The 22,314-nt window shown below is 69.3% G+C and carries 19 protein-coding genes; 11 read left to right on the forward strand and 8 right to left on the reverse strand.

Annotated features, from left to right (window positions below; genetic code table 11):
- Positions 1–104 precede the first annotated feature (104 nt).
- The 5 genes from E2651_RS10630 to E2651_RS10650 all read right to left on the reverse strand — a co-directional run bounded on the left by E2651_RS10630 (position 105) and on the right by E2651_RS10650 (position 5,304).
- A complete protein-coding gene (locus E2651_RS10630) occupies positions 105–776 on the reverse strand; it encodes a response regulator transcription factor (RefSeq protein ID WP_135330812.1) in 672 nt (223 codons plus the stop codon).
- Positions 773–2,137, reverse strand: a complete 1,365-nt coding sequence (locus tag E2651_RS10635) for a histidine kinase (RefSeq protein WP_135330813.1) — start codon at positions 2,135–2,137, stop codon at positions 773–775. The genes E2651_RS10630 and E2651_RS10635 overlap by 4 nt, the downstream gene beginning before the upstream one ends.
- Before the next feature lie 185 nt (positions 2,138–2,322).
- Positions 2,323–3,204, reverse strand: a complete 882-nt coding sequence (locus E2651_RS10640; RefSeq protein WP_135330831.1) for a DUF4429 domain-containing protein — start codon at positions 3,202–3,204, stop codon at positions 2,323–2,325.
- Between the two features lie 66 nt (positions 3,205–3,270).
- Complete coding sequence (locus tag E2651_RS10645) at positions 3,271–4,482, reverse strand: alpha/beta hydrolase (protein ID WP_135330814.1); 1,212 nt, start codon at positions 4,480–4,482, stop codon at positions 3,271–3,273.
- Positions 4,483–4,728: 246 nt separating this feature from the next.
- The gene (locus tag E2651_RS10650) at positions 4,729–5,304 is read right to left on the reverse strand and encodes a TetR family transcriptional regulator (protein WP_245238729.1); all 576 of its coding nucleotides are present in this window, start codon (positions 5,302–5,304) and stop codon (positions 4,729–4,731) included.
- 246 nt (positions 5,305–5,550) lie between these two features.
- On the opposite strand from E2651_RS10650, the gene E2651_RS10655 reads away from it, so the two are divergent.
- Together E2651_RS10655 and E2651_RS10660 are read left to right on the forward strand one after the other, a co-directional pair.
- Positions 5,551–7,167, forward strand: coding sequence for an MFS transporter (locus E2651_RS10655; protein WP_135330816.1), 1,617 nt, complete (start codon positions 5,551–5,553; stop codon positions 7,165–7,167).
- Between the two features lie 183 nt (positions 7,168–7,350).
- Complete coding sequence (locus E2651_RS10660; protein ID WP_135330832.1) at positions 7,351–7,782, forward strand: peptidase inhibitor family I36 protein; 432 nt, start codon at positions 7,351–7,353, stop codon at positions 7,780–7,782.
- Here the strand turns inward: E2651_RS10660 and E2651_RS10665 are convergent.
- Together E2651_RS10665 and aceE are read right to left on the reverse strand one after the other, a co-directional pair.
- Entirely contained in the window at positions 7,763–8,527 is a 765-nt protein-coding gene (locus tag E2651_RS10665) for a potassium channel family protein (protein WP_135330817.1), read from the reverse strand. The two genes, E2651_RS10660 and E2651_RS10665, sit on opposite strands and share 20 nt — an antisense overlap.
- Positions 8,528–8,652: 125 nt before the next feature.
- Positions 8,653–11,385 carry a pyruvate dehydrogenase (acetyl-transferring), homodimeric type gene (gene aceE, locus E2651_RS10670; protein ID WP_135330818.1) on the reverse strand — a complete coding sequence of 911 codons (2,733 nt, stop codon included), beginning with the start codon at positions 11,383–11,385 and terminating at the stop codon, positions 8,653–8,655.
- A 434-nt stretch (positions 11,386–11,819) separates the two neighbouring features.
- On the opposite strand from aceE, the gene E2651_RS10675 reads away from it, so the two are divergent.
- The 6 genes from E2651_RS10675 (at position 11,820) to E2651_RS10700 (ending at position 16,459) form a co-directional block, all read left to right on the forward strand.
- Complete coding sequence (locus E2651_RS10675; RefSeq protein ID WP_135330819.1) at positions 11,820–12,251, forward strand: DUF3052 domain-containing protein; 432 nt, start codon at positions 11,820–11,822, stop codon at positions 12,249–12,251.
- A 196-nt stretch (positions 12,252–12,447) separates the two neighbouring features.
- Positions 12,448–12,915 carry a peroxiredoxin gene (locus E2651_RS10680; protein WP_135330820.1) on the forward strand — a complete coding sequence of 156 codons (468 nt, stop codon included), beginning with the start codon at positions 12,448–12,450 and terminating at the stop codon, positions 12,913–12,915.
- A gap of 148 nt (positions 12,916–13,063) precedes the next feature.
- Positions 13,064–13,639 (forward strand): TerD family protein, encoded by a 576-nt coding sequence (locus tag E2651_RS10685; protein WP_135330821.1) that lies wholly within the window; start codon positions 13,064–13,066, stop codon positions 13,637–13,639.
- A 150-nt stretch (positions 13,640–13,789) separates the two neighbouring features.
- Positions 13,790–14,365, forward strand: a complete 576-nt coding sequence (locus E2651_RS10690) for a TerD family protein (protein WP_135330822.1) — start codon at positions 13,790–13,792, stop codon at positions 14,363–14,365.
- Between the two features lie 64 nt (positions 14,366–14,429).
- Positions 14,430–15,575, forward strand: coding sequence for a DUF475 domain-containing protein (locus E2651_RS10695; RefSeq protein ID WP_135330823.1), 1,146 nt, complete (start codon positions 14,430–14,432; stop codon positions 15,573–15,575).
- Positions 15,576–15,712: 137 nt separating this feature from the next.
- Positions 15,713–16,459, forward strand: a complete 747-nt coding sequence (locus E2651_RS10700; protein WP_135330824.1) for a Tellurium resistance — start codon at positions 15,713–15,715, stop codon at positions 16,457–16,459.
- A 54-nt stretch (positions 16,460–16,513) separates the two neighbouring features.
- Here E2651_RS10700 and E2651_RS10705 read toward each other — a convergent pair whose 3' ends face one another.
- The gene (locus E2651_RS10705) at positions 16,514–17,389 is read right to left on the reverse strand and encodes a TerD family protein (RefSeq protein ID WP_135330825.1); all 876 of its coding nucleotides are present in this window, start codon (positions 17,387–17,389) and stop codon (positions 16,514–16,516) included.
- A 182-nt stretch (positions 17,390–17,571) separates the two neighbouring features.
- Here E2651_RS10705 and E2651_RS10710 point away from each other — a divergent pair, with 182 nt between their 5' ends.
- The 3 genes from E2651_RS10710 to E2651_RS10720 all read left to right on the forward strand — a co-directional run.
- Positions 17,572–18,738 (forward strand): HpcH/HpaI aldolase/citrate lyase family protein, encoded by a 1,167-nt coding sequence (locus E2651_RS10710; protein ID WP_135330826.1) that lies wholly within the window; start codon positions 17,572–17,574, stop codon positions 18,736–18,738.
- 107 nt (positions 18,739–18,845) lie between these two features.
- A complete protein-coding gene (locus tag E2651_RS10715) occupies positions 18,846–21,500 on the forward strand; it encodes a phosphoribosyltransferase (protein WP_135330833.1) in 2,655 nt (884 codons plus the stop codon).
- Positions 21,501–21,604: 104 nt separating this feature from the next.
- Positions 21,605–22,314: HAD family hydrolase (locus E2651_RS10720; RefSeq protein ID WP_245238730.1), on the forward strand; the 710-nt coding region annotated here is incomplete at its 3' end.

Below are 22,314 nucleotides of genomic sequence, written 5' to 3' on the forward strand. Positions count from 1 at the left end.
GGAAAGGTAGGAAGACGGTGACCCGCGGCACCTCACACTGCGGTGCCAACTCGCGACTGATACCGGGGTATGTGGAGCCAGTACCGCGGTAGGGGGCGGGCGCGCTACTGCTCGCCCGGCGTGATGAGGCCGGACTCGTACGCGAAGATCACGGCCTGTGCGCGGTCGCGCAGGTCCAACTTGGAGAGGACCTTGCCGATATGGGTCTTCACCGTCTGCTCGGCGAGGACCAGGCGCTCGGCGATCTCCTGATTGGACAGACCGCGCGCGATCAGCACCAGTACCTCGGTCTCACGCGGCGTCAGACCGTTGAGACGCAGTGACTGGTCGTTGCGCGGCCGCTGCTTGGCGAAGTCCGTGATCAGCCGCCGTGTCACCGACGGCGCGAGCAGTGCCTCCCCGGCCGCCACCACACGGACCGCCGAGATCAGGTCGGCGGGCGGGGCGTCCTTGAGGAGGAACCCCGAGGCGCCGGCGCGCAGCGCCTCGTACACGTAGTCGTCCACGTCGAAGGTGGTGAGCATCAGCACCTTGGGAACGTGCACCACGCCGGGCGGCGGGTCCAACAAGGCGCGAGTGGCGGCGAGTCCGTCCATCTCCGGCATCCGGACATCCATCAGGACGACATCGGGATGGGTGCGGCGACTGACGTCGACACCCTCCTTGCCGTTCGGCGCTTCGCCGACGACGTCGATGTCACTCTGCGCCGCGAGCAGTGCGGCGAAGCCGGCCCGCACCATGTTCTGGTCATCGACGATGATCACGCGGATGGTCATGCGGTGCCGGAGTCCTTCTTCAGGAGGGGGAGTTGGGCCGCCACGCGGTAGCCGCCGTCGGGCAGGGGCCCGGTGTCGACCGTGCCGCCGACCAACCGTACGCGCTCGCGCATGCCGACGAGTCCGTGCCCTGTGCCGCCGCCCTCCAACGGGGCGGGTGGATCGGTCGCCGGGCCGTTGACGACGAGGATCAGCAGGTGCTCCTCGTCCAGGGTCAGGGTGATGGAGGTGCGTGCTCCCGGCGCGTGCCGCATCACGTTCGACAGGGCTTCCTGGACGATGCGGTACGCGGACAGGTCGACGGCCGGTGTCACGTCGGCCAGCTCTCTGAGCACGGTCAGTTCGGGACGTGAGAGATCGATCGGCAAGCCGGCGCGCACCGTCGCCTCCACCAGATGCGGCAGCCGGCTGAGCCCCGGCTGCGGGGCCCGCTCGCCCTGCGCGTCCTCGCTGCGCAGCACCGCGAGCAGCCGCCGCATCTCGGTGAGGGATTCACGGGCGCTCGTCGCTATGCTCCCGAACTCCTCGCGGGCCGCGTCAGGAAGGCCGTCGATGCGGTAGGGCGCGGAGTCCGCCTGCACCGTGATCACGGACATGTGGTGGGCCACGACATCGTGCAATTCCCGGGCGATACGCGCCCGTTCCTCGAGGAGGGTGCGCTGGGCGCGCTCGGCCTCGCTGATGGTCTCCTGCTCGACGAGTCTGCGCTGTGCGTCGCCGCGCTCCCGCAGCAGGGCGCCGAGCAGCAACGCGACACCGCTCAGCACGATCAGGAGCACGCTGGTGTCCTGGCCGCCGCCGTCGCGGAACGCGCCGAGGACAAGGCTCGTGACGACCGTGACCAGCCAGATGCTCAGGAGCGTGCGACGGCTCTCGCGCAGCGAGAGGACGAGGCACAGGGCCACGTACCCCACGATGATCATGGCCGTCCAGGGGCCGGGGCGGTCCTGGCCCGTGGACATCGTGACGATCGCCCCGAGGACATCGGCGACGATCATGATGTACCAGGCGAGCATGGGGCGGCTGATCGCCAGCAGCAGGGGTGCGGACTGCGCGACGCCCAGGGCACCCGCGAGGCCACCGCTCACGCCGTAGTCGTTTGTGAGTACCTGAGTGGTGACCGGGATGAGTGTCGCGACGAACGCCAGCGCGATGATCAGGGGCAGCAGCCGCATCCAGTGCTGGGGAGCCCGCGCCAGCAGAGGCTCGGTCCGCCTCGCGGGCGTCGTGAAGAACACCCCGGCCCGTCCGAACCCTTCGCGGACACCCGCGGTCGCACGTAGAAGGGCGCCCCCGCGCCGGCCCGGCTCGGCGGCCGGTGCGCGGGGTTCCTGGTCCGGTGGTGTCGATGCGCTGCTCATGGCCTGCTCAGCGTAGGCATGAAGCACACCGCACGGCGTCGTACCGCGGAGCTGACCCGCACCTCATACCCAGGTACGAACAGAGACCCCAGCCATACCGAGGTATGACCGAAGCCCCGCAAGGCTCAGAGCTCCGCTCCGAAGCCCCGCAAGGCTCAGAGCTCCGCTCCGAAGCCCCGCAGGTCTCAGAGCTCCGCCAGCAGCTCGGCCTTCTTCGACGTGAACTCCTCGTCCGTCAGCAGCCCCGCCTGGTGCAGCTCGCCGAGGTGCCGGATACGTTCCGCGATGTCCGCCGGATCGCGCCGGGCCACCGGTGCGGCAGCGCCGACCGTGCCAGGAGTCAGGGCCGGGCCCGATGCCCGCACCGCGGCGAGCACCGACGCCGCGAAGGGCAGCGACTCGTGCACCGGGCCGTACCCCAGACCGAAGACGACGGCCGCGGGGTCCTGGTCCGCCTGCGCGGGCTGGGCGAGCGGGGTCTCGCGGCGCAGCAGCCGCAGATGGCCCTCGAAGACCTCGGGGGAGCGCCACTCGACGCCGCTCAGGTCCGTGACCAGGAAGCTCTGGTCGCCGGCCTTCCACTTCGCGGACGAAGCGCCCGTCCAGAACCACCGGAACGCCACCGCTTTGCCGTCGAAGGACGCCTTGCCGTCGTACGCCTTGAACTGCAGCGGGGTCTCCGGCGCGGCGACCAGGTAGCGGTCCGGAGGGCCGCAGTCGTCCGGGGTCAGCTGGGCCCGCAGCTCGTCCGCGTAGTACTCCGCGAGCGTCTCCCGCTCGGCGGGCAGCACTAGCCGGTACGGGTCGCAGCCGTCCTTGAGCTGACCCGCTGCCGCCTCCATCAGCGGATCCGCGCCCGGTCTCGGCACTGCGTGCAGGACGACCGTCCCGCGCTTGCCAGGAGTCAGTGTCACCGCTGCGATCGCCTCATGGGGGATGCGGCGTTCACCGAGCGCCTGGAGCAGCTTCGGTGTGCGGATCCCCCGTTCGTAGCGGATGAGCACGGAGTCGGACTCGAACTCCCAGGCGGCATGAAATCCGGCCAGTACGTCACCCATGCGGCTCATCGTAGGCGGCACGCGCGCCTCCGTCCCTCCTGCGGCGGGCCGCTGTTTTGTCGATTTCTACGCGCGTCAGGCCGCTGTCGTGCCGGAAAAACCCTCCCGGCACGCGTCATCCTCGTTCGCGCACCGCACTGAGCGGTACGAGCCGATGCCGATGTCGGCGAAGTTGCTGAGGCTCTCCGTGCCCGGTTCGAAGTACCCGGTGTGGCCGACCGCGCCCTTGGCGGACAGCACCCGCGCGCCGAAGTCCCGTGAGACCGGGTCGGCCCCGTGACCAAGCCCGCCGAGCTCCATGTTCGGTACATCCGCGATCCAGTCGTCGCCGTCCCTGGTGGCCCAGACCCGGGCACCGGTGCCCAGCTGCGACGCCGAGTCGGCGCGCATTCCGGGGCTGCCCGCGACCGCGATGTCGGAGACGCGGGACGGCAGGTCCCGCGCGGCGACCCCGCAGACCACCGAGCCGTAGCTGTGGCAGTACAGCGCGATGGGGGAGTGGCCGGGCAGCCCGCGCACAAGGGAGTTGAGCCGGACCGCGCCGTCCTCCGCGCGCATGGACGTCGCCGCGTCCACACCGAGGCCGACGGGCGCGGTGTAGTCCGCCCAGGCGATCACGGCGGTACGCGCGCGTGGGCTCGCCGCCCGCTCCGCGCCGTACAGGGCCTTGGCCATGCCGACGGGCGCCGAGTACTTGCGGAACGTCCGCTCGAAGGTCAGCAGGTTGGTGTCCACACCGGGCACCACGACCGACACCCTGGAGGCCTTGTCGAGGTCTCCGAAGACCTCGGCTATGCGCCCCGACCCCATCGGGTCGAAGGACAGCACCTGCCGGCCCGGGCGCATCATCACGCCGAACCGCTTCATCCTGCGCTCCGCCTCCTGCTGCCCGAGGGGCGAGAGGCGCTTGTCGTGCATGCGTCGCTGCTCGATCTTGCGGGCCTTGCCCAGCGCGATGTGGTTCGCGCGATAGCGCAGCTCTACGGGGGCACCGTTCATGTTGCCGACCGCCAGGGGATAGCGGGCGGCGAGCCGGGCACGATCCTGCGCGTCGAGCGAGGCGAAGAAGTGGGCGAGCCTGCCGGCCGGGCCATCGGGGTCGGGCAGCGCCCGGCCGTTGATGTGCCCTCGTTCCCAGGCGGAGAGCGTGGCTTCGAGCGGCGACGCGGCGTGTCTGTGGTTGCGCACCGCGGTCCAGCCGGTCGTCGCCAGCATGACGAATACGACGGCGAGCGCGAGCAATGCGCGCCAGACGTTGAGTTGGGGGGAGGAGTCGAAGGAAGTCACTACGGAACAGCCTAGGAGCATCGTGATGCCTACCGTGCACTGGGTGAGGCAGATCACGTTTCCTGTGGGGTAATTGAGGCAAAGCGGGCGCGCATCGCGCGAATTCATCACGTTCCGTAGGCGGGGCGTGAGCGCAGCGCACTCGAGGCGCAGTATGACGCACGGTGCTCATCGATATGACTCAACGTAGCGAAGCGCTACGGAAGTTGATCGCTACGCCTATGCGGCCCTGTGGGTGCGCGATCACTACTTGCGCCAGTTCTCCGCCAGCGCCGGGCCCAGGTGGTCGAGGTACGACTCGGTGAGCGCGCGGATCGATTCGACGCTGGTGTCCTCGCCCGCTCCCCAGAGTTGACCGGTCGCCCGCATCACCCCGCTGAACGCGGCCACCACCACCCGCGGTCGCGGGTCCTCGTCCATGTCGAGCCCCTCGCGCTCGGCGATCACGCGCGCGATCTCCTCCTCCATCTCGATGGAGCGGCGCAGGTGGACGGCGAGCAGGGAGGGGGTGGATTCGATCATCCGGTAGGTGCGCATGTGGAGTTCGACAGGGACGACCTCCTCGATGGACCGGCTCATCGCGTCCCAGGCGCCGATGACGGCCTCGCGCAGCGCGACGAACGGCGCTTCGTCGGCGGGCCGTTCGCGCAGCACTTCCACGAACCGCCGCTCCACCATGTCCTGTACGGCGAAGGCGGTCTCCTGCTTGTTGGCGAAGTACCGGAAGAACGTGCGCTGGGAGACGTCGACGGCCTCGGCGATCTCGTCGACGGTCGTCTCCTCGTACCCCTTGGTCGTGAAGAGCTCGAGCGCCGCACGCAGGAGCGCGTCACGGGTGCGCTGCTTCTTGCGCTCGCGAAGACCGGGCCGGGAGGGCCCGTCGGTCGTGTCCGCGCATGCCTCGACCTGCGATCCCGCCGAGTCCGACGCTCGCTGCTCGGTCCTCACTCCGGTCCCTCTTCCTGCCTGTTCGCCCAGCTCGGCTCACCTTATCTGTGAGCGACGTGACAGTTACCGACTTGTGAATTGGTTTGTCAACTGTCAGAGGCTGACATTAGCCTCGCGCACATGACTAGTCAGACCACCGTCGACAAGGCGGACAAGGCGCCGGAGCCCTCGTCCGCTCCGGCCGCGACCAAGGGCCTGCGTGGCCACCCTTGGCTGACGCTCTTCTCCGTCGCGATCGGCGTGATGATGGTCGCCCTGGACGGCACCATCGTGGCGATCGCCAACCCGGCCATCCAGAAGGATCTCGGCGCCTCGCTCGCGGACGTCCAGTGGATAACCAACGGCTACCTGCTCGCGCTGGCCGTCGCGCTCATCACGGCGGGCAAGCTCGGTGACCGCTTCGGCCACCGGCAGACCTTCCTGATCGGTGTCGTGGGCTTCGCCGCCGCCTCGGGGGCCATCGGTGTCTCCGGGAGCGTCTCCCTGGTGATCGCCTTCCGGGTGCTCCAGGGTCTCTTCGGCGCGCTGCTGATGCCGGCCGCCCTCGGTCTGCTGCGCGCCACGTTCCCCGCCGAGAAACTGAACATGGCGATCGGCATCTGGGGCATGGTCATCGGAGCCTCCACGGCGGGCGGTCCGATCCTCGGCGGTGTGCTGGTCGAGCACGTCAGCTGGCAGTCGGTGTTCTTCATCAACGTGCCGGTCGGTGTCGTCGCGCTCGTCCTCGGCCTGGTGATCCTCAAGGACCACCGCGCGGAGAACGCGCCGAAGTCCTTCGACATCCCCGGCATCGTCCTGCTCTCGGGCGCGATGTTCTCCCTCATCTGGGCGCTCATCAAGGCCGGTGACGCCTGGGGCTGGGGCAGCGGCAAGACCTGGGCCTTCCTCGGTGCGGCCGTCGTGCTCTTCGTGCTCTTCGCCGTGTGGGAGACCAAGGTCAAGGAGCCGCTCATTCCGCTGGGCCTGTTCCGCTCCGTGCCGCTCTCCGCGGGCACGGTGCTGATGGTGCTCATGGCCTTCGCCTTCATGGGCGGGCTGTTCTTCGTCACCTTCTATCTGCAGAACGTGCACGGGATGAGCCCGGTCGACAGCGGTCTGCACCTGCTGCCGCTGACGGCCATGATGATCGTCTCCTCGCCGATCGCCGGCGCGCTGATCACCAAGTTCGGGCCGCGGATCCCGCTGGTGGGCGGCATGGTGCTCACGACCGTCGCGATGTTCGGCATGACGACCATGACCACGGAGACCGGCACGGCCGCGATGTCGCTCTGGTTCGCCCTCCTCGGCCTGGGCCTGGCCCCGGTCATGGTCGGCGCCACCGAGGTCATCGTGGGCAACGCCCCGCTGGAGCTCTCCGGCGTGGCGGGCGGCCTCCAGCAGGCCGGCATGCAGGTCGGCGGCAGCCTCGGTACGGCCGTCCTCGGCGCCGTCATGTCCAACAAGGTCAACTCCGACCTCGCGGGCGAGTGGAAGAGCGCGGGCCTGCCGGACGCGCCGCCGCCGGGCCTCGACAAGGCGGCCGCGATCGGCGCCGTGCCCGAGCAGGTGGCCAAGGCCCCCGGCGTCGATGAAGGCGTGCTCGGAAAGATCACGGACGTCGTCCACGACACGTTCATGTCCGGCATGGGCCTGGCCTTCACCGTCGCCGGTGTCGTGTCGGTCGTCGCGGCCCTGGTGGCCGTCCTGACCAAGCGCGGCTCCAACGCCGATGCGGGCGCCGGAGTCGGACACATCTAGGGGATACGTCGCATACGCCGAGCAAGCATCTGCCCGGCGTTCGCGCATCAGGGAAAGCCCCTCAGGGTCCGCCTGGGGGGCTTTCGCCTATCTGGGTGACGCACATCCGTACCCCTTCCGACGGAGCGAGCGAGTGGGTCACAGTGCTGACAAGTGATCGACACGACACGGGAGTTGATTCAGATGCGTACGACCCTGCCCGCGACCGTCTCCGCTGCTGCCGCCCTCGCCGCGGTGATCCTGACACCCGCACACGCGGGGGCCACGACACCCGCCGGGCAGGCCGATTCCACGACACCGGCCAAGCACGCCGGGGCCGCCGCGCCACCAACACTCGCCGGGTGCGGGCCAGGAGAGCTCTGCCTCTGGGAGAAGGCGGACTTCCGGGGTGCTCGACAGACGTACGACCTGTCCGGGATCGACATCGAGAGCTGCGTAGCGCTGCCGGAGGGGGGCAGCGCTGAAGCTCTCGCCAACCGCACCGGCCGGCCGGTCACCACCTACCAGTCGGCGGAGTGCGCCGAGACCGGAGAGTTCGACACCTATCCGGGCGGCGGCACCTGGACACCCGAATCGCCTTATCGCGTACGGGCGTTCAAGGTCTGGGAGAGCTGACCGGGGGCGCCTCACCGGCCATCGCCGCCACCTGCGCCCGCAGCGCCTGCACCTCCGCTGTCAGCGCCTCGATCGCCGCCGTCTGGCGCCGCTCCTCGACATCGTCCCGGTCGAAGCGGGCGATGAACCAGGCCGCGATGTTGGCGGTGACCACACCGAGGAGGGCGATGCCCGACAGCATCAGGCCGACCGCGAGCACCCGCCCGAGACCGGTCGTGGGCGCGTGATCGCCATAGCCGACGGTGGTCATCGTGGTGAACGACCACCACACCGCGTCGCCAAGGGTCTTGATGTTGCCGTTCGGCGATTCCCGCTCCACCGAAAGGACAGCCAGTGAACCGAACATGAGCAGGCCCACCACAGCACCCGCGACATAGGTCGTCAGCTGAATCTGCGACGCCATCCGGGCCCGCCGCCCGACCAGCAGCAGAGTCGAGACGAGCCGCAGCAGCCGCAGCGGCTGCAGTATCGGCAGGAGGACGGCACACAGGTCGAGCCAGTGAGTGCGGACGAACCGCCTGCGGTGATCGGAGAGGCAGAGACGTATGAGGTAGTCGGTGGCGAACGAACCCCAGACGATCCACTCCACCACCGTGCACGTCCTCGACACGGCCTTGCTCGCGTCGGGCACCACGATGGGCACGGCATAGGCGACGGCGAAGGCCACCGCGAGCGCGAGGAGCGGACGCTGGGTGCGTCGCTCCCAGCGGAGTTGTGCGGTCGACTGCTTCGGGGGCGCTTCCATGCGGGCATCGTAGGAAACGCCGAGGGGCGGCGGAGCCCATGGTCTCCGCCGCCCCCTGCCCAAGGCGTGTGCTATCTGGACGCGCGCCGGCCAGGCAGTCCGGGCGCGTGCCGGCCAGGCATGTGTCAGGCGTCGCCCCCGGCGGCACCCGGGTCCGCGGCCGTCACATCGAGCAGCTGGTAGCGGTCGATGGCCTGCTTCAGTACGGAGCGGTCGAGCTTGCCCTCGCGGGCCAGCTCGGTCAGCACGGCGACCACGATCGACTGCGCGTCGATGTGGAAGAAGCGGCGGGCGGCACCGCGGGTGTCCGCGAAGCCGAAGCCGTCCGCGCCGAGCGACTGGTACGTGCCGGGAACCCAGCGCGAGATCTGGTCGGGGACGCTCCGCATCCAGTCGGAGACGGCCACGAACGGGCCCTCGGCGCCGGAGAGCTTCCGCGTCACGTACGGGGTGCGCTGCTCCTCCTCGGGGTGCAGGAGGTTGTGGCGCTCCACCTCGACCGCCTCGCGGCGCAGTTCGTTCCAGGAGGTCGCCGACCAGACGTCCGCCTTGACGTTCCACTCCGAAGCGAGGATCTGCTGGGCCTCGACCGCCCACGGCACCGCGACACCGGAGGCGAGGATCTGCGCCGGGATGGCGCCCTGCTCGCCCGCCTTGAAGCGGTAGACGCCCTTGAGGATGCCGTCGACATCCACATCGGCGGGCTCGGCCGGGTGCTGGATCGGCTCGTTGTAGACGGTGAGGTAGTAGAAGACGTCCTCGCTGTCGGGGCCGTACATCCGGCGCAGGCCGTCCTTGACGATGTGCGCGATCTCGTAACCGAAGGCCGGGTCGTAGGCGACACAGCCCGGGTTGGTCGAGGCGAGCAACTGCGAGTGGCCGTCCGCGTGCTGGAGGCCCTCGCCGGTCAGGGTGGTGCGGCCGGCGGTGGCGCCCAGGACGAAGCCGCGGGCCAGCTGGTCGGCCATCTGCCAGAACTGGTCGCCGGTGCGCTGGAAACCGAACATCGAGTAGAAGACGTACACGGGGATCATCGGTTCGCCGTGGGTGGCGTAGGCCGAGCCCGCGGCGATCAGCGAGGCGGTGCAGCCCGCCTCGGAGATGCCGTCGTGCAGCATCTGGCCCGTGGGCGACTCCTTGTACGCGAGGAGGAGTTCGCGGTCCACAGCCTCGTACTGCTGGCCGAGCGGGTTGTAGATCTTCGCGCTCGGGAAGAAGGCGTCCATGCCGAAGGTGCGGTACTCGTCAGGGGCGATCAGCACGAAGCGCTTGCCGATCTCCTTGTCCCGCATGAGGTCCTTCAGGATGCGGACGAACGCCATGGTGGTGGCGATCGACTGCTGGCCCGAACCCTTCTTCGCGGGCGCGTACGTCTTCTCCTCGGGGAGCTGCAGCGGCTTCGAGCGCACGACACGGGTCGGGACGTAGCCGCCCAGGCCCTGGCGGCGGTCGTGCATGTACTGGATCTCTTCGGAGGCCCGGCCCGGGTGGTAGTACGGCGGGGCGCCGTCCTCCAGCTGCTTGTCCGTGATCGGGATGTGCAGACGGTCGCGGAAGCCCTTGAGGTCGTCGACCGTGAGCTTCTTCATCTGGTGGGTGGCGTTGCGGCCCTCGAAGTTCGGGCCGAGGGTCCAGCCCTTGACCGTCTGCGCGAGGATCACCGTCGGCTGGCCCTTGTGGGCCTTGGCCGCCGCGTACGCCGCGTAGACCTTCTTGTGGTCGTGGCCGCCGCGGCCCAGGTGCAGGATCTGCTCGTCGGTCATGTTCTCGACCATGGCGCGCAGCCGGTGGTCGCCGCCGAAGAAGTGGTCGCGGATGTACGCGCCGGTCTCGGTGGCGTAGGTCTGGAACTGGCCGTCGGGCGTGGTGTTCAGCTTGTTGACCAGGATGCCGTCGCGGTCCTGGGCCAGCAGCGGGTCCCAACTGCGGTCCCAGACCAGCTTGATGACGTTCCAGCCGGCGCCGCGGAACTGCGACTCGAGCTCCTGGATGATCTTGCCGTTGCCGCGCACCGGGCCGTCGAGGCGCTGGAGGTTGCAGTTGACGACGAAGGTCAGGTTGTCCAGGCCCTCGCGGGCGGCGATGGAGAGCTGGCCGAGCGACTCGGGCTCGTCCATCTCGCCGTCGCCGAGGTAGGCCCAGACGTGGGACTTGGAGGTGTCGGCGATGCCGCGCGCCTCCATGTAGCGGTTCATCCGCGCCTGGAAGATCGCGCCGAGCGGGCCCAGGCCCATGGAGACCGTCGGGAACTCCCAGAAGTCCGGCATCAGGCGCGGGTGCGGATAGGACGACAGGCCGTAGGGAGCCTTCGACTTCTCCTGGCGGAACGCGTCGAGCTGCTGCTCGGAGAGCCGGTCGAGGAGGAACGCGCGGGCGTAGATACCGGGGGACGCGTGCCCCTGGAAGAAGATCTGGTCGCCGCCGTCGCCCTCGTCCTTGCCGCGGAAGAAGTGGTTGAAGCCCACGTCGTACAGCGAGGCCGACGAGGCGAAGGTGGCGATGTGACCGCCGACCCCGATGCCGGGGCGCTGGGCGCGGGAGACCATCACCGCGGCGTTCCAGCGGGTCGCGTTCAGGACCTTGCGCTCGATCTCCTCGTTGCCGGGGAAGAACGGCTCGTCCTTGGTGGCGATCGTGTTGACGTAGTCCGTGCTGCGCATCTCGGGCACGGCGACGCGCTTCTCGCGCGCGCGTTCGATCAGCCGAAGCATCAGGTAGCGGGCCCGCTCGCGGCCGCGTTCGTCGACCGCGGCATCGAGGGAGTCGAGCCACTCCTGGGTCTCTTCGGGATCGAAGTCCGGGACCTGACTCGGCAGGCCGCCAATGATGATCGGGTTGCGATCGGATCCGGAAGCCACGCTGTTCCTTCGCTGTTGGGGCTTTCGCCTGGGTTCTGCCTGGCTGTGAGACGTTCCCCATCGTGTACCGCGTGGGCGGAATCGTCATCTCTACCGAGAGGTAACCGAGAGGTCCGCGCGGTGGCCCTGGGGTAGGCTCGGCCAAATCGCAACGATACGCCCATCCTGCCTAGCCGGTTCGTAAGGCCGTTCGGACGTCAGTCCCCATCGGCCCGCATCGGAGCCGTACGACCGAAGTACGCGCGAAGAACGAGCCGAGAAGGATCTGGCAGATGGGTCTTGAGTTGCGGCGACACGGCCGGGAACGTCACCGTTTCGGCGGTCTTGACGGCCGGGTACTTGCGCGATCCGTCCCGCCCGTGTGGACTACGGCCAACGCCCCGCGCACGCGCGTGGCTGAAGGCATACCCAAAAACATGATCAGGAGGCAATCCGTGAGCGCGACCGCGGACCACGCGGAGACGAACCTTGCCGTAAGGCTTGGTTTCCAGCCCGACATGGTGGTCCAGGAGATCGGCTACGACGACGACGTCGACCAGGAGCTCCGCGAGGCCATCGAGGAGGCCACTGGCACAGAGCTCGTCGACGAGGAGTACGACGACGTGGCTGACGCCGTGGTGCTCTGGTTCCGTGAGGACGACGGGGACCTGACCGATGCGCTGGTGGATTCCATCGCGTACATGGAGGAAGGCGGCTCGATCCTGCTGCTGACTCCGAAGACCGGTCGGGACGGTTACGTCGAGCCGAGCGAGATCGGCGAGGCCTCCACCACCGCCGGCCTGTCTCAGACCAAGAGCATCAACGCCGGCAAGGACTGGAACGGCAGCCGTCTCATCACGCCGAAGGCGGCAGCCAAGAAGCGCTAGCCACTCGCGCCAGCCGCGAACCCAGCAGAGACCGCTGTGAGGCCCCCGCCGACGTCCCGTCGGCGGGGGCCTCACGCATGCGCTGTGTGCACGGGGCAGGGACGCATGCGCCCAAAGGGGCGCAGACCGGCGGACGTAGGGTGGGTGTCACCCGAACAGCCCCATCGGAGGGGCACCGTCGAAGGGATGCGTACTCATGGCGCTCGCTGGAATCGTGACCGGCACCAAGGCCCCGGACTTCGAGCTGAAGGACAATCACGGGCGGACCGTGCGGCTCTCGGACTTCCGCGGTGAGAAGAACGTGGTCCTGCTCTTCTATCCGTTCGCGTTCACCGGCGTCTGCACCGGCGAGCTCTGCGCGCTCCGTGACGAGCTGCCGAAGTTCGTCAACGACGACACGCAGCTGCTCGCCATCTCGAACGACTCCATGCACACGCTGCGGGTATTCGCCGAACAGGAGGGTCTGGAGTACCCCCTGTTGTCCGACTTCTGGCCGCACGGCGAGGTCTCGCGCGCGTACGAGGTCTTCGACGAGGAGAAGGGCTGCTCGGTGCGCGGCACCTTCATCATCGACAAGGAGGGCGTGGTGCGCTGGACTGTCGTCAACGGCCTGCCGGACGCCCGCGACCTCAACGAGTACATCGAGGCGCTCGACACCCTGTGATTCCTCAGGGGTGACACCCTGTGATTCTTCAGGTGCAGAGCCTGTGGCGGCCGGGAACCGGTCACTAGGATCCACTCGTTGATCTGATGGCAAAGCACGCAAAGCACGACTGGGGCTCCCCGCCCCTGGACATCTATTGGGAGGACTTGTGGGAGTCAGCCTCAGTAAGGGCGGCAACGTATCGCTGAGCAAGGAGGCGCCCGGCCTGACCGCTGTTCTGATCGGCCTGGGCTGGGACGTCCGCACCACGACGGGTACGGACTTCGACCTCGACGCCAGCGCGATCCTGACCAACGCCGAGGGCAAGGTCAGCAGCGACGGCAACTTCGTGTTCTTCAACAACCTGAAGAGCCCGGACGGATCCGTCGAGCACACCGGTGACAACACCACCGGTGAGGGCGAGGGCGACGACGAGGCGATCAAGGTCGACCTGGCCGCCGTTCCGGCCGACGTGGACAAGATCGTCTTCCCGGTCTCGATCTACGAGGCGGAGTCCCGCCAGCAGTCGTTCGGTCAGGTCCGCAACGCGTTCATCCGCGTCGTGAACCAGGCGGGCGGCGCGGAGATCGCGCGGTACGACCTCTCCGAGGACGCCTCGACGGAGACGGCGATGGTCTTCGGCGAGCTGTACCGCAACGGCGCCGAGTGGAAGTTCCGCGCTGTCGGCCAGGGTTACGCATCGGGCCTGCGCGGCATCGCGCAGGACTTCGGCGTCAACGTCTGAGCCGAGTAACGCCTTCCGCCTTGCCGTCCGGCGCCGCACATCACCAGTGCGGCGCCGGACGCGCTCGGCATCTCTTGTTCAACCCCAGGACTCCCACAGCAGGGGAGTCCTGGGAACTCTTGCTCTACGAACCACGGGGAGGACCACATCATGGGCGTCACGCTCGCCAAGGGAGGCAATGTCTCCCTCTCCAAGGCCGCACCGAACCTCACACAGGTCCTGGTCGGACTCGGCTGGGACGCGCGCTCCACCACCGGCGCGCCCTTCGACCTCGACGCCAGTGCGCTGATGTGCAACTCGGGCCGGGTCATGGGTGACGAGTGGTTCGTCTTCTACAACAACCTGAAGAGCCCGGACGGCTCTGTCGAACACACCGGCGACAACCTCACGGGTGAGGGTGACGGGGACGACGAGTCGCTCCTGATCGACCTCTCCAAGGTTCCCGCCGACTGCGACAAGATCGTCTTCCCTGTCTCGATCCATGACGCGGACAACCGCGGGCAGACCTTCGGCCAGGTCAGCAACGCTTTCATCCGCGTGGTCAACCAGGCCGACCTTCAGGAGCTCGCGCGCTACGACCTCAGTGAGGACGCCTCCACGGAGACCGCGATGATCTTCGGCGAGGTGTATCGCTATGGCGGTGAATGGAAGTTCCGTGCCGTTGGGCAGGGGTACGCGTCGGGGCTGCGGGGCATCGCTCTAGACTTCGGGGTCAATGTTTCGTAAAGCCGGGGACCGGCGCGGGGGAGACCGCTACACGGGAGCCCGTACACACACGATTGGGTAGCCAGTGCTTCTGAAAACCTTCGGCTGGTCGTTCGCGGTTACCGCGCTCGGCCTGGTCGCGGCGGTGCTCTACGGGGGGTGGACAGGATTCGGGATCGTGGCGATCCTGTCGGTCCTCGAGATCTCGCTGTCCTTCGACAACGCGGTGGTCAACGCCGGGATCCTGAAGAAGATGAGTGCCTTCTGGCAGAAGATCTTCCTCACCGTCGGTGTGCTGATCGCCGTCTTCGGCATGCGGCTCGTGTTCCCCGTCGCGATCGTGGCCATCAGCGCCAAGATCGGCCCCATCGAGGCCGTGCGGCTCGCGCTCAACGACAAGGACCAGTACCAGCAGCTGGTCACCGACGCGCACCCGTCGATCGCCGCCTTCGGTGGCATGTTCCTGTTGATGATCTTCCTCGACTTCATCTTCGAGGACCGTGACATCAAGTGGCTGGGCTGGCTCGAGCGCCCGCTCGCCAAGCTCGGCAAGATCGACATGCTGTCGGTCTGCATCGCGCTCATCGTGCTCATGATCTCCGCGATGACCGTCGCCACCCACGCCCACCAGCATGGCGGCACACACGCGGACAAGGCGGAGACGGTGCTGCTCTCCGGCGTCGCCGGACTCATCACCTATCTGATCGTGGGCGGTCTCTCCGGCTTCTTCGAGAACAAACTCGAGGAAGAGGAGGAGCGCGAGCACGAGGAGGAGGAAGCGGCCAAGAGGAGCGGCAAGAAGGTTCCTGCGGTCGTCCTGGCCGGCAAGGCCGCGTTCTTCATGTTCCTCTACCTCGAGGTCCTGGACGCGTCGTTCTCCTTCGACGGCGTCATCGGCGCCTTCGCCATCACCAACGACATCGTCCTGATGGCGCTCGGCCTCGGCATCGGCGCGATGTACGTCCGGTCGCTCACGGTCTACCTGGTCCGCCAGGGCACCCTCGACGACTACGTCTACCTGGAGCACGGCGCGCACTACGCGATCGGCGCCCTCGCGGTGCTCCTGCTCGTCACGATCCAGTACGAGATCCACGAGGTCATCACCGGCAGCATCGGTGTCCTCCTGATCGCCTGGTCCTTCTGGTCGTCCGTGCGCCGCAACCGCGCGCTGGCGGCGGCCGAAGGGGAATCGGGCTCGGACGAGAAGACCGAGGTCTCGTCCGGCGTCTGACGTTCTGACGTTCTGACGTTCTGACCTCCGGGGTGTGACCGGGGGTCCAGTGAGGAACGCTTCAGCGGGGCGGTCTTCGAGGAGGACTCCTCGAAGACCGCCCCGCTCGGTATACGCACGCGACTTTGGGGGCGGCAATGTCCTTCTGGGACGGTTTATGGCGTGGGCGCTCGATGGACTTCGAGTCCGGCAGCGCCGCGACCAACTCCATCGAACTCACCAAACGGCATCCGACGGTCTCGCTCAACAAACAGGGCGCGGCCACCGGCAATCTGCGGGTCAACCTCTCCTGGCAGATGCGTACGTCCGACATCATCGGCAAGCAGCGCGGGGGCAGCGGCCTGCTGCGGCACCCCTTCAAGATGTTCCAGCCCGACGTGGTGCAGGCGCACACGCAGGGCGTGGTCAACGTGGACCTGGACCTCGGCTGCCTGTACGAGATGGTGGACGGCGCCAAGGGGGTCGTACAGCCGCTCGGCAGTTTCTTCGGGAGCCTCAACGCCCCGCCGTACGTGAAGCTCAGCGGTGACGACCGGTTCGGTTCGCCGTCCGGCGAGACGATCTATGTGAACCTCGACCACCGCGAGTCGATCAAGCGGCTGCTGTTCTTCGCGTACATCTACGACCAGACGCCCGCCTTCGACCGCACGCACGCCAAGGTGACGCTCTACCCCAGCAACGGCCCGCGGATCGAGATCGACCTCGACGAGCGCCAGCCGCAGGCCAGGTCATGTGCCGTGGCCTCGCTGGAGAACGTCAAGGGCGAGCTGGTCGTGCGCCGCGAGGTGAAGTTCGTGTACGGCTTCCAGGCCGAGCTCGACCGGCTCTACGGCTGGGGGCTGCAGTGGGGCCGGGGCTACAAGGCGAAGGCGGGCGGCGGCTGAGTGCCCCGCCGCGGGGCGCCGAACGCCCCCTGCGGAGCCCGCCGCCGCCCCCGCTCAGCGGTTCAGGAACTGCGGCCCCTGCGGCGGCAGCCGGAAGTTCGGGTCGGGCATCGGGGCGACCGGCTGCGGATAGCCGTACGAAGGCTGGGCGACCGGCGCCGGCTGGGCGGGCGCGGGCTGCGGATAGCCGTACGAAGGCTGCGGCATGGGCTGACGCGTGGGCTCGGGCGGGTAGCCGTACGAGGGCTGGGGCGCCGGCGCGGGGAAGGGCTGCGGCACCGGAGCGGTGGGCGCGGCGGACGACGGGAAGGGCTGGGGCGCGGGCTGCGCCTGGGCCTGGGCCGGCTGCGGGAGCGAGGCCTCGGGCGTCGGCTCGGGCACGGCCTCCGACTCGTCCACGGAGATGCCGAAGTCGCCTGCGAGACCCTCGAGGCCGTTCAGATAGCCCTCGCCCAGGGCGCGGAACTTCCAGGCGTCGGCGCGCCGGTAGAGCTCGCCGCAGATCAGCGCGGTCTCGGAGCCGGTCTGCGGGGTGATGTCGAAGTACGCGAGGGGTTCGCCCTCGGTGGTGGCGGCGTCGTACAGCAGGATCCGCAGCGCGCGTACGCGCTCGAAGGGGACGTCCTCCGCCGATGCGACGAGCAGGACCCGGCTCACCGCCGGATCGAGGCCTGCCATGTCCGTCTGGATCGTGTCGGTCAGGCCCTCGGCGACCCGCTTCTTGCCGAGCCGCCAGACCTTGCCGGAGGGGTGGCGCGGCTGGTTGTAGAAGACGAAGTCCTCGTCGGACCGCACGCGGCCGTCGGTGCCGAGCAGCAGCGCCGACGCGTCGACGTCGGGGACTCCCTGTCCCGGTGTCCAGCGCAGCACGGCGCGGACAGCCGTGGCTTCGAGCGGGACGTTCGACCCCTTCAACATCGCGTGCGTCATGCGGTCATCCTGCCTTCCCGGTCGCGGACGGGACAACGCGGGGGTGACTGTGTGTGGTGTCTGTGTCTGACATGGCCGGGTTACTTGAATTTCATGCCCATGGGGAACCCTTGACACCCGTCCCTACGTACTATTACCGGCCACATCACGTCGGGTCGCGCCGACGAGTACAGGGGAAATTAATGCGTCATTTCGGGCATATCGCCCCAGAGGTGCGACAGCGCCTCTTCCACCGGGAGCCGTGCGACTTCACCGCCGACTCCTCTCCCCGCCTGCTTGCGGCGGCCCTCGGCGCCACGCTGTACAGCCCCGCCACGCGCCCCCGGCTCGCCGACGACATCCTCAAACAGGCCGGGCGTGGCGTGATCTCGATGGTGCTCTGCCTCGAGGACTCGATCGACGACGCGGAAGTGGCCGGGGCCGAGGAGAACCTGGTCGCACAGTTCGCGGACCTGGCCGCCCGGAAGGGCGCCGAGCCGCCGCTGCTGTTCATCCGCGTCCGGACCCCCGAGCAGATAGCCGACCTCGCGCAGCGCCTCGGTGACGGCATCCGTCTCCTGTCCGGATTCGTGCTCCCCAAGTTCACCGAGGAGCGCGGCGTCCCCTTCCTGGAGTCGCTCTCCGCGGCCGAGGCGGCGACCGGGCGGCGGCTCTTCGCGATGCCCGTCCTCGAATCGCCCGAGCTGCTGCACCTGGAGAGCCGCACGGAGAACCTCGCCGGGATCGCCCGCACCGTCGACAAGTACCGCGAGCGGGTGCTCGCGCTGCGCCTCGGCGTCACCGACTTCTGCTCCGCGTACGGCCTGCGCAGGCCCCCGCACATGACCGCGTACGACGTCCACATCGTGGCCTCCGTCATCGCCGACGTGGTGAACCTCCTCGGCAGGGCCGACGGCACGGGCTTCACCGTGACCGGTCCGGTGTGGGAGTACTTCCGCGTCCAGGAGAGGATGTTCAAGCCGCAGCTGCGCCGCAGCCCCTTCCTCGAGGGGCGGGCGGAGGAGCTGCGGCAGGCGCTCATCGAGCACGACATCGACGGGCTGCTCCGCGAGATCGAGCTGGACCGGGCCAACGGCCTGCTCGGCAAGACCTGCATCCACCCCTCGCACGTGCTGCCCGTGCACGCCCTCTCGGTCGTCAGCCACGAGGAGTTCAGCGACGCCGAGGACATCCTGCGCCCCGAGCGGGGCGGCGGCGGGGTCATGCGCTCGGCGTACACGAACAAGATGAACGAGGTGAAGCCGCACCGCGCCTGGGCCGAGCGGACCCTGCAGCGCGCCGAGGTGTTCGGCGTCGCGCGCGAGGACATCGGCTTCGTGGAGCTGCTCACCGCCGGGCTCTCCGGTTGACCGCCGGACGCCCGTCTCTCCCGGCCGGACCTTCTCAGGCCGACGGTAAAGAACGTAAAGAACGTAAGGACCGTGCAAGGACTGTGAACGACGACGTGGTGGACGGCATGGTGTGGTCCGGGACGTGGGTCGCCGAGCGGCTCGGCGTGGAGCTCGTCGGCGACGCGAGCCTGGGTGACCTGCTCGGGCTCGCCCTGCGCCGCAACCCCAAGCGCGCGCACCTGCTGGTGTCGAACGTCCTCGGCAAGCATGTGCCGCAGCGGCCTTCCGTCGTGTACGCGGCCGGGCACGACCTCGGTGTCCGGGCGCGCGCCCTGCTCGGCGACGCGGAGGCCCGCCGCGCGGTCGTCATCGGCTACGCGGAGACCGCGACGGGCCTCGGCCACAGCGTCGCGGACGGCATCGGCCTCGCGCCCTATCTGCACTCCACGCGCCGCCCGGTCGACGGAGTGCGCCAGGCGGGCGGCTTCGAGGAGTCCCACTCGCACGCGACCTCGCACCTGCTGCTCCCGGCCGACCCCGAACTCCTGGCGGGGGACGGCCCGTTGGTCCTGGTGGACGACGAGTTCTCCACCGGTAACACGGTCCTCAACACGATCCGCGCGCTGCACGAGCGCTATCCGCGCGACCGGTACGTCATCGTGGCGCTCGTCGACATGCGCTCGCCCGAGGACCAGGGCCGCCTGGCCGGTTTCGCCGAGGAGATCGGCGCGCGGGTCGACCTGATCGCGATGGCGTCCGGCACGGTGCGCCTGCCGGACGGCGTCCTGGAGAAGGGGCAGGCGCTGGTCGCGGAGCACGAGGCGGCGGCCGTCCCGCTGCCGCGCCGCGAGCGGGGCACCATCACCCGGGTCGAGCTCGACTGGCCCGCCGGGGTCCCGGACGGCGGCCGCCACGGGTTCACGCCCGAGCACCGGGCGGCGCTGGACGCGGCGCTGCCGGGGATGGCGGAACGCCTCGCCGAGGCGCTGGCCGCGGACTCCGCGTCGGTCCCTGCCCGCATCCTCGTCCTCGGCTTCGAAGAGCTGATGTACGCGCCGCTGGCCCTCGGGGCGGCGCTGGAGGAACGGCTCGGCGCCGACGAGACGAAGGCCGATGCGACGGAGGTCGATGCGACGGAGGTCGATGCGACGGAGGTCGATGCGACGGAGGTCGATGCGACGGAGGTCGATGCGACGGAGGTCGATGCGACGAAGGCCGACGAGACGAAGGCCGACGAGACGGCCGACGCCACGGAGATCCGGTACTCCACCACCACCCGCTCGCCCGTCCTCGCCGTCGACGACCCCGGCTACGCCATCCGCACCCGCCTCGTCTTCCCCGCGCACGACGAGCCCGCCGACGGGCCCGGTGAGCGGTACGCGTACAACGTCGCGGGCGGCGGCTTCGACGCGATCGTCGCCGTGGTCGACTCGGTGGGCGATGGACCCCAACTGCACGCCCCCGACGGCCTGTTGGCGCAGCTCGCCGCGCACGCGCCGCAGGTCCTGCTGGCCGTCGTTCCCTCGTACGTCCCCGAGCGCGTCCCCGAGCGCGTCCCCGAGCGCGTCCCCGAGCGCGTCCCCGAGCGCGTCCCTGAGTACGTCCCCGAAAGGCCCTCCATGCTGCCCGAGCCCCTCCGCGGCCCCGACTTCTCCTCGTACGCGCCCGAAGACGTCGGCTGGCTGCTGCAGGACCTCTCGGACGTGACGCTCGAGGCGCCGACCGAGGAGCGCGAGGAGGCGATACAGAGCGGTGGCGCGCACTACGCCGAGTCGCTGCCGGTCGAGTACCAGCCGAGCCCGCAGTACCAGGAGCTGTTCCGGGCCGCACTCGACACCTCCGCCGCCCGCATCGCGCAGGCCGTCGGCACCGTCACCGAGACCGTCCTCGCCGAGCGGTCCCCGCGTCCCGTGCTCGTCTCGCTGGCCCGCGCGGGCACGCCCGTCGGCGTACTGATGCGCCGCTGGGCGCGGCACCGGCACGGTCTCGACCTGCCGCACTACGCCGTGTCGATCGTGCGCGGGCGCGGCATCGACGCCAACGCGCTGCGGTGGCTCGCCGCCCACCACGACCCGGCCGACGTGGTCTTCGTCGACGGATGGACGGGCAAGGGCGCCATCACCCGCGAACTGGCCGACGCGGTGCGGGAGTTCGAGGAGTCGGGTGGGCCCGCAGGCTTCAACCCGGAGATCGCCGTGCTCGCCGACCCCGGCTCCTGCGTGCGCACCTACGGCACCCGCGAGGACTTCCTCATCCCCTCGGCCTGCCTCAACTCGACGGTGTCCGGCCTGATATCGCGCACCGTGCTCCGCGCGGACCTGGTCGGCCCGGACGACTTCCACGGCGGCAAGTTCTACCGCGAGCTCGCCGGCACGGACGTCTCCCTCGACTTCGTCGACGCCGTCGTGGACCGCTTCGACGAGGTGGCCGACGCCGTCGACGCCCAGGTCAAGGAGGTGCTCTCGGCGGACAGGGCGCCGACCTGGGAGGGCTGGGCGGCCGTCGAGCGGATCAGCGAGGAGTACGGGATCCACGACGTGAACCTGGTGAAGCCGGGCGTCGGCGAGACGACGCGCGTGCTGCTGCGCCGCGTCCCCTGGAAGATTCTGGCGCGGGCCGGTGCCGGCGCCGACCTCGATCACGTACGACTGCTCGCCGAACAGCGTGGCGTACCGGTCGAGGAAGTGGACGAACTCCCCTACACCTGCGTCGGACTGATCCACCCTCAGTTCACGCGCGGCGCCACCGGCACGGACGGCAAGGCGGTGGCGGCCAAGTGAGCACGCCCCGCACGCCCCGCACGCCCCGCACTCCCCGCACGGTACTCGTCGCCAGCGACCTCGACCGCACCCTCATCTACTCCGCCGCAGCGCTCGGCCTGACCATGCCCGACGCCGACGCGCCGCGCCTGCTCTGCGTCGAGGTGTACGAGAGCAAGCCGCTGTCGTACGTCACCGAGACCGCCGCCGGGCTCCTCGGCGAGGTCGGCCGTGGCACGGTCTTCGTGCCGACGACCACGCGTACGCGCGAGCAGTACGGCCGCATCCATCTGCCGGGCCCCGCACCGAAGTTCGCGATCTGCGCCAACGGCGGGCAGCTGCTCGTCGACGGGGTGTCCGACCCCGAGTGGCGTGCGGACGTCGACCGGCGCATCGCCGCCGAGTGCGCCTCGCTCGACGAGGTCCGTGCGCACATGGTGCGCACCGCGGACCCGGCCTGGCTCCTGAAGGAGCGGGTGGCCGAGGAGCTCTTCGCGTATCTGGTCGTCGAGCGTTCCCTGCTGCCCGAGGGCTGGGTCAAGGAGCTCGCCGAGTGGGCGGACGGGCGCGGCTGGACCGTCTCGCTGCAGGGCCGCAAGATCTACGCCGTGCCGAAGCCGCTCACCAAGAGCGCGGCGGTGCGCGAGGTGGCCCGCCGGATCGGCGCCGACGAGATCCTCGCGGCCGGGGACTCGCTCCTGGACGCCGATCTGCTCCTGGCCGCCGACCGCTCGTGGCGTCCGGGCCACGGGGAACTGGCCGACACGGGGTGGACGGCACCGGGCCTCACGGTGCTGCCGGAGCGCGGGGTCGCGGCGGGGGAAGAGATCCTGCG

Origin of the sequence: Streptomyces sp. MZ04 (assembly GCF_004684775.1) — a bacterium.
In the GTDB taxonomy this organism is placed as follows: Bacteria; Actinomycetota; Actinomycetes; order Streptomycetales; family Streptomycetaceae; genus Streptomyces.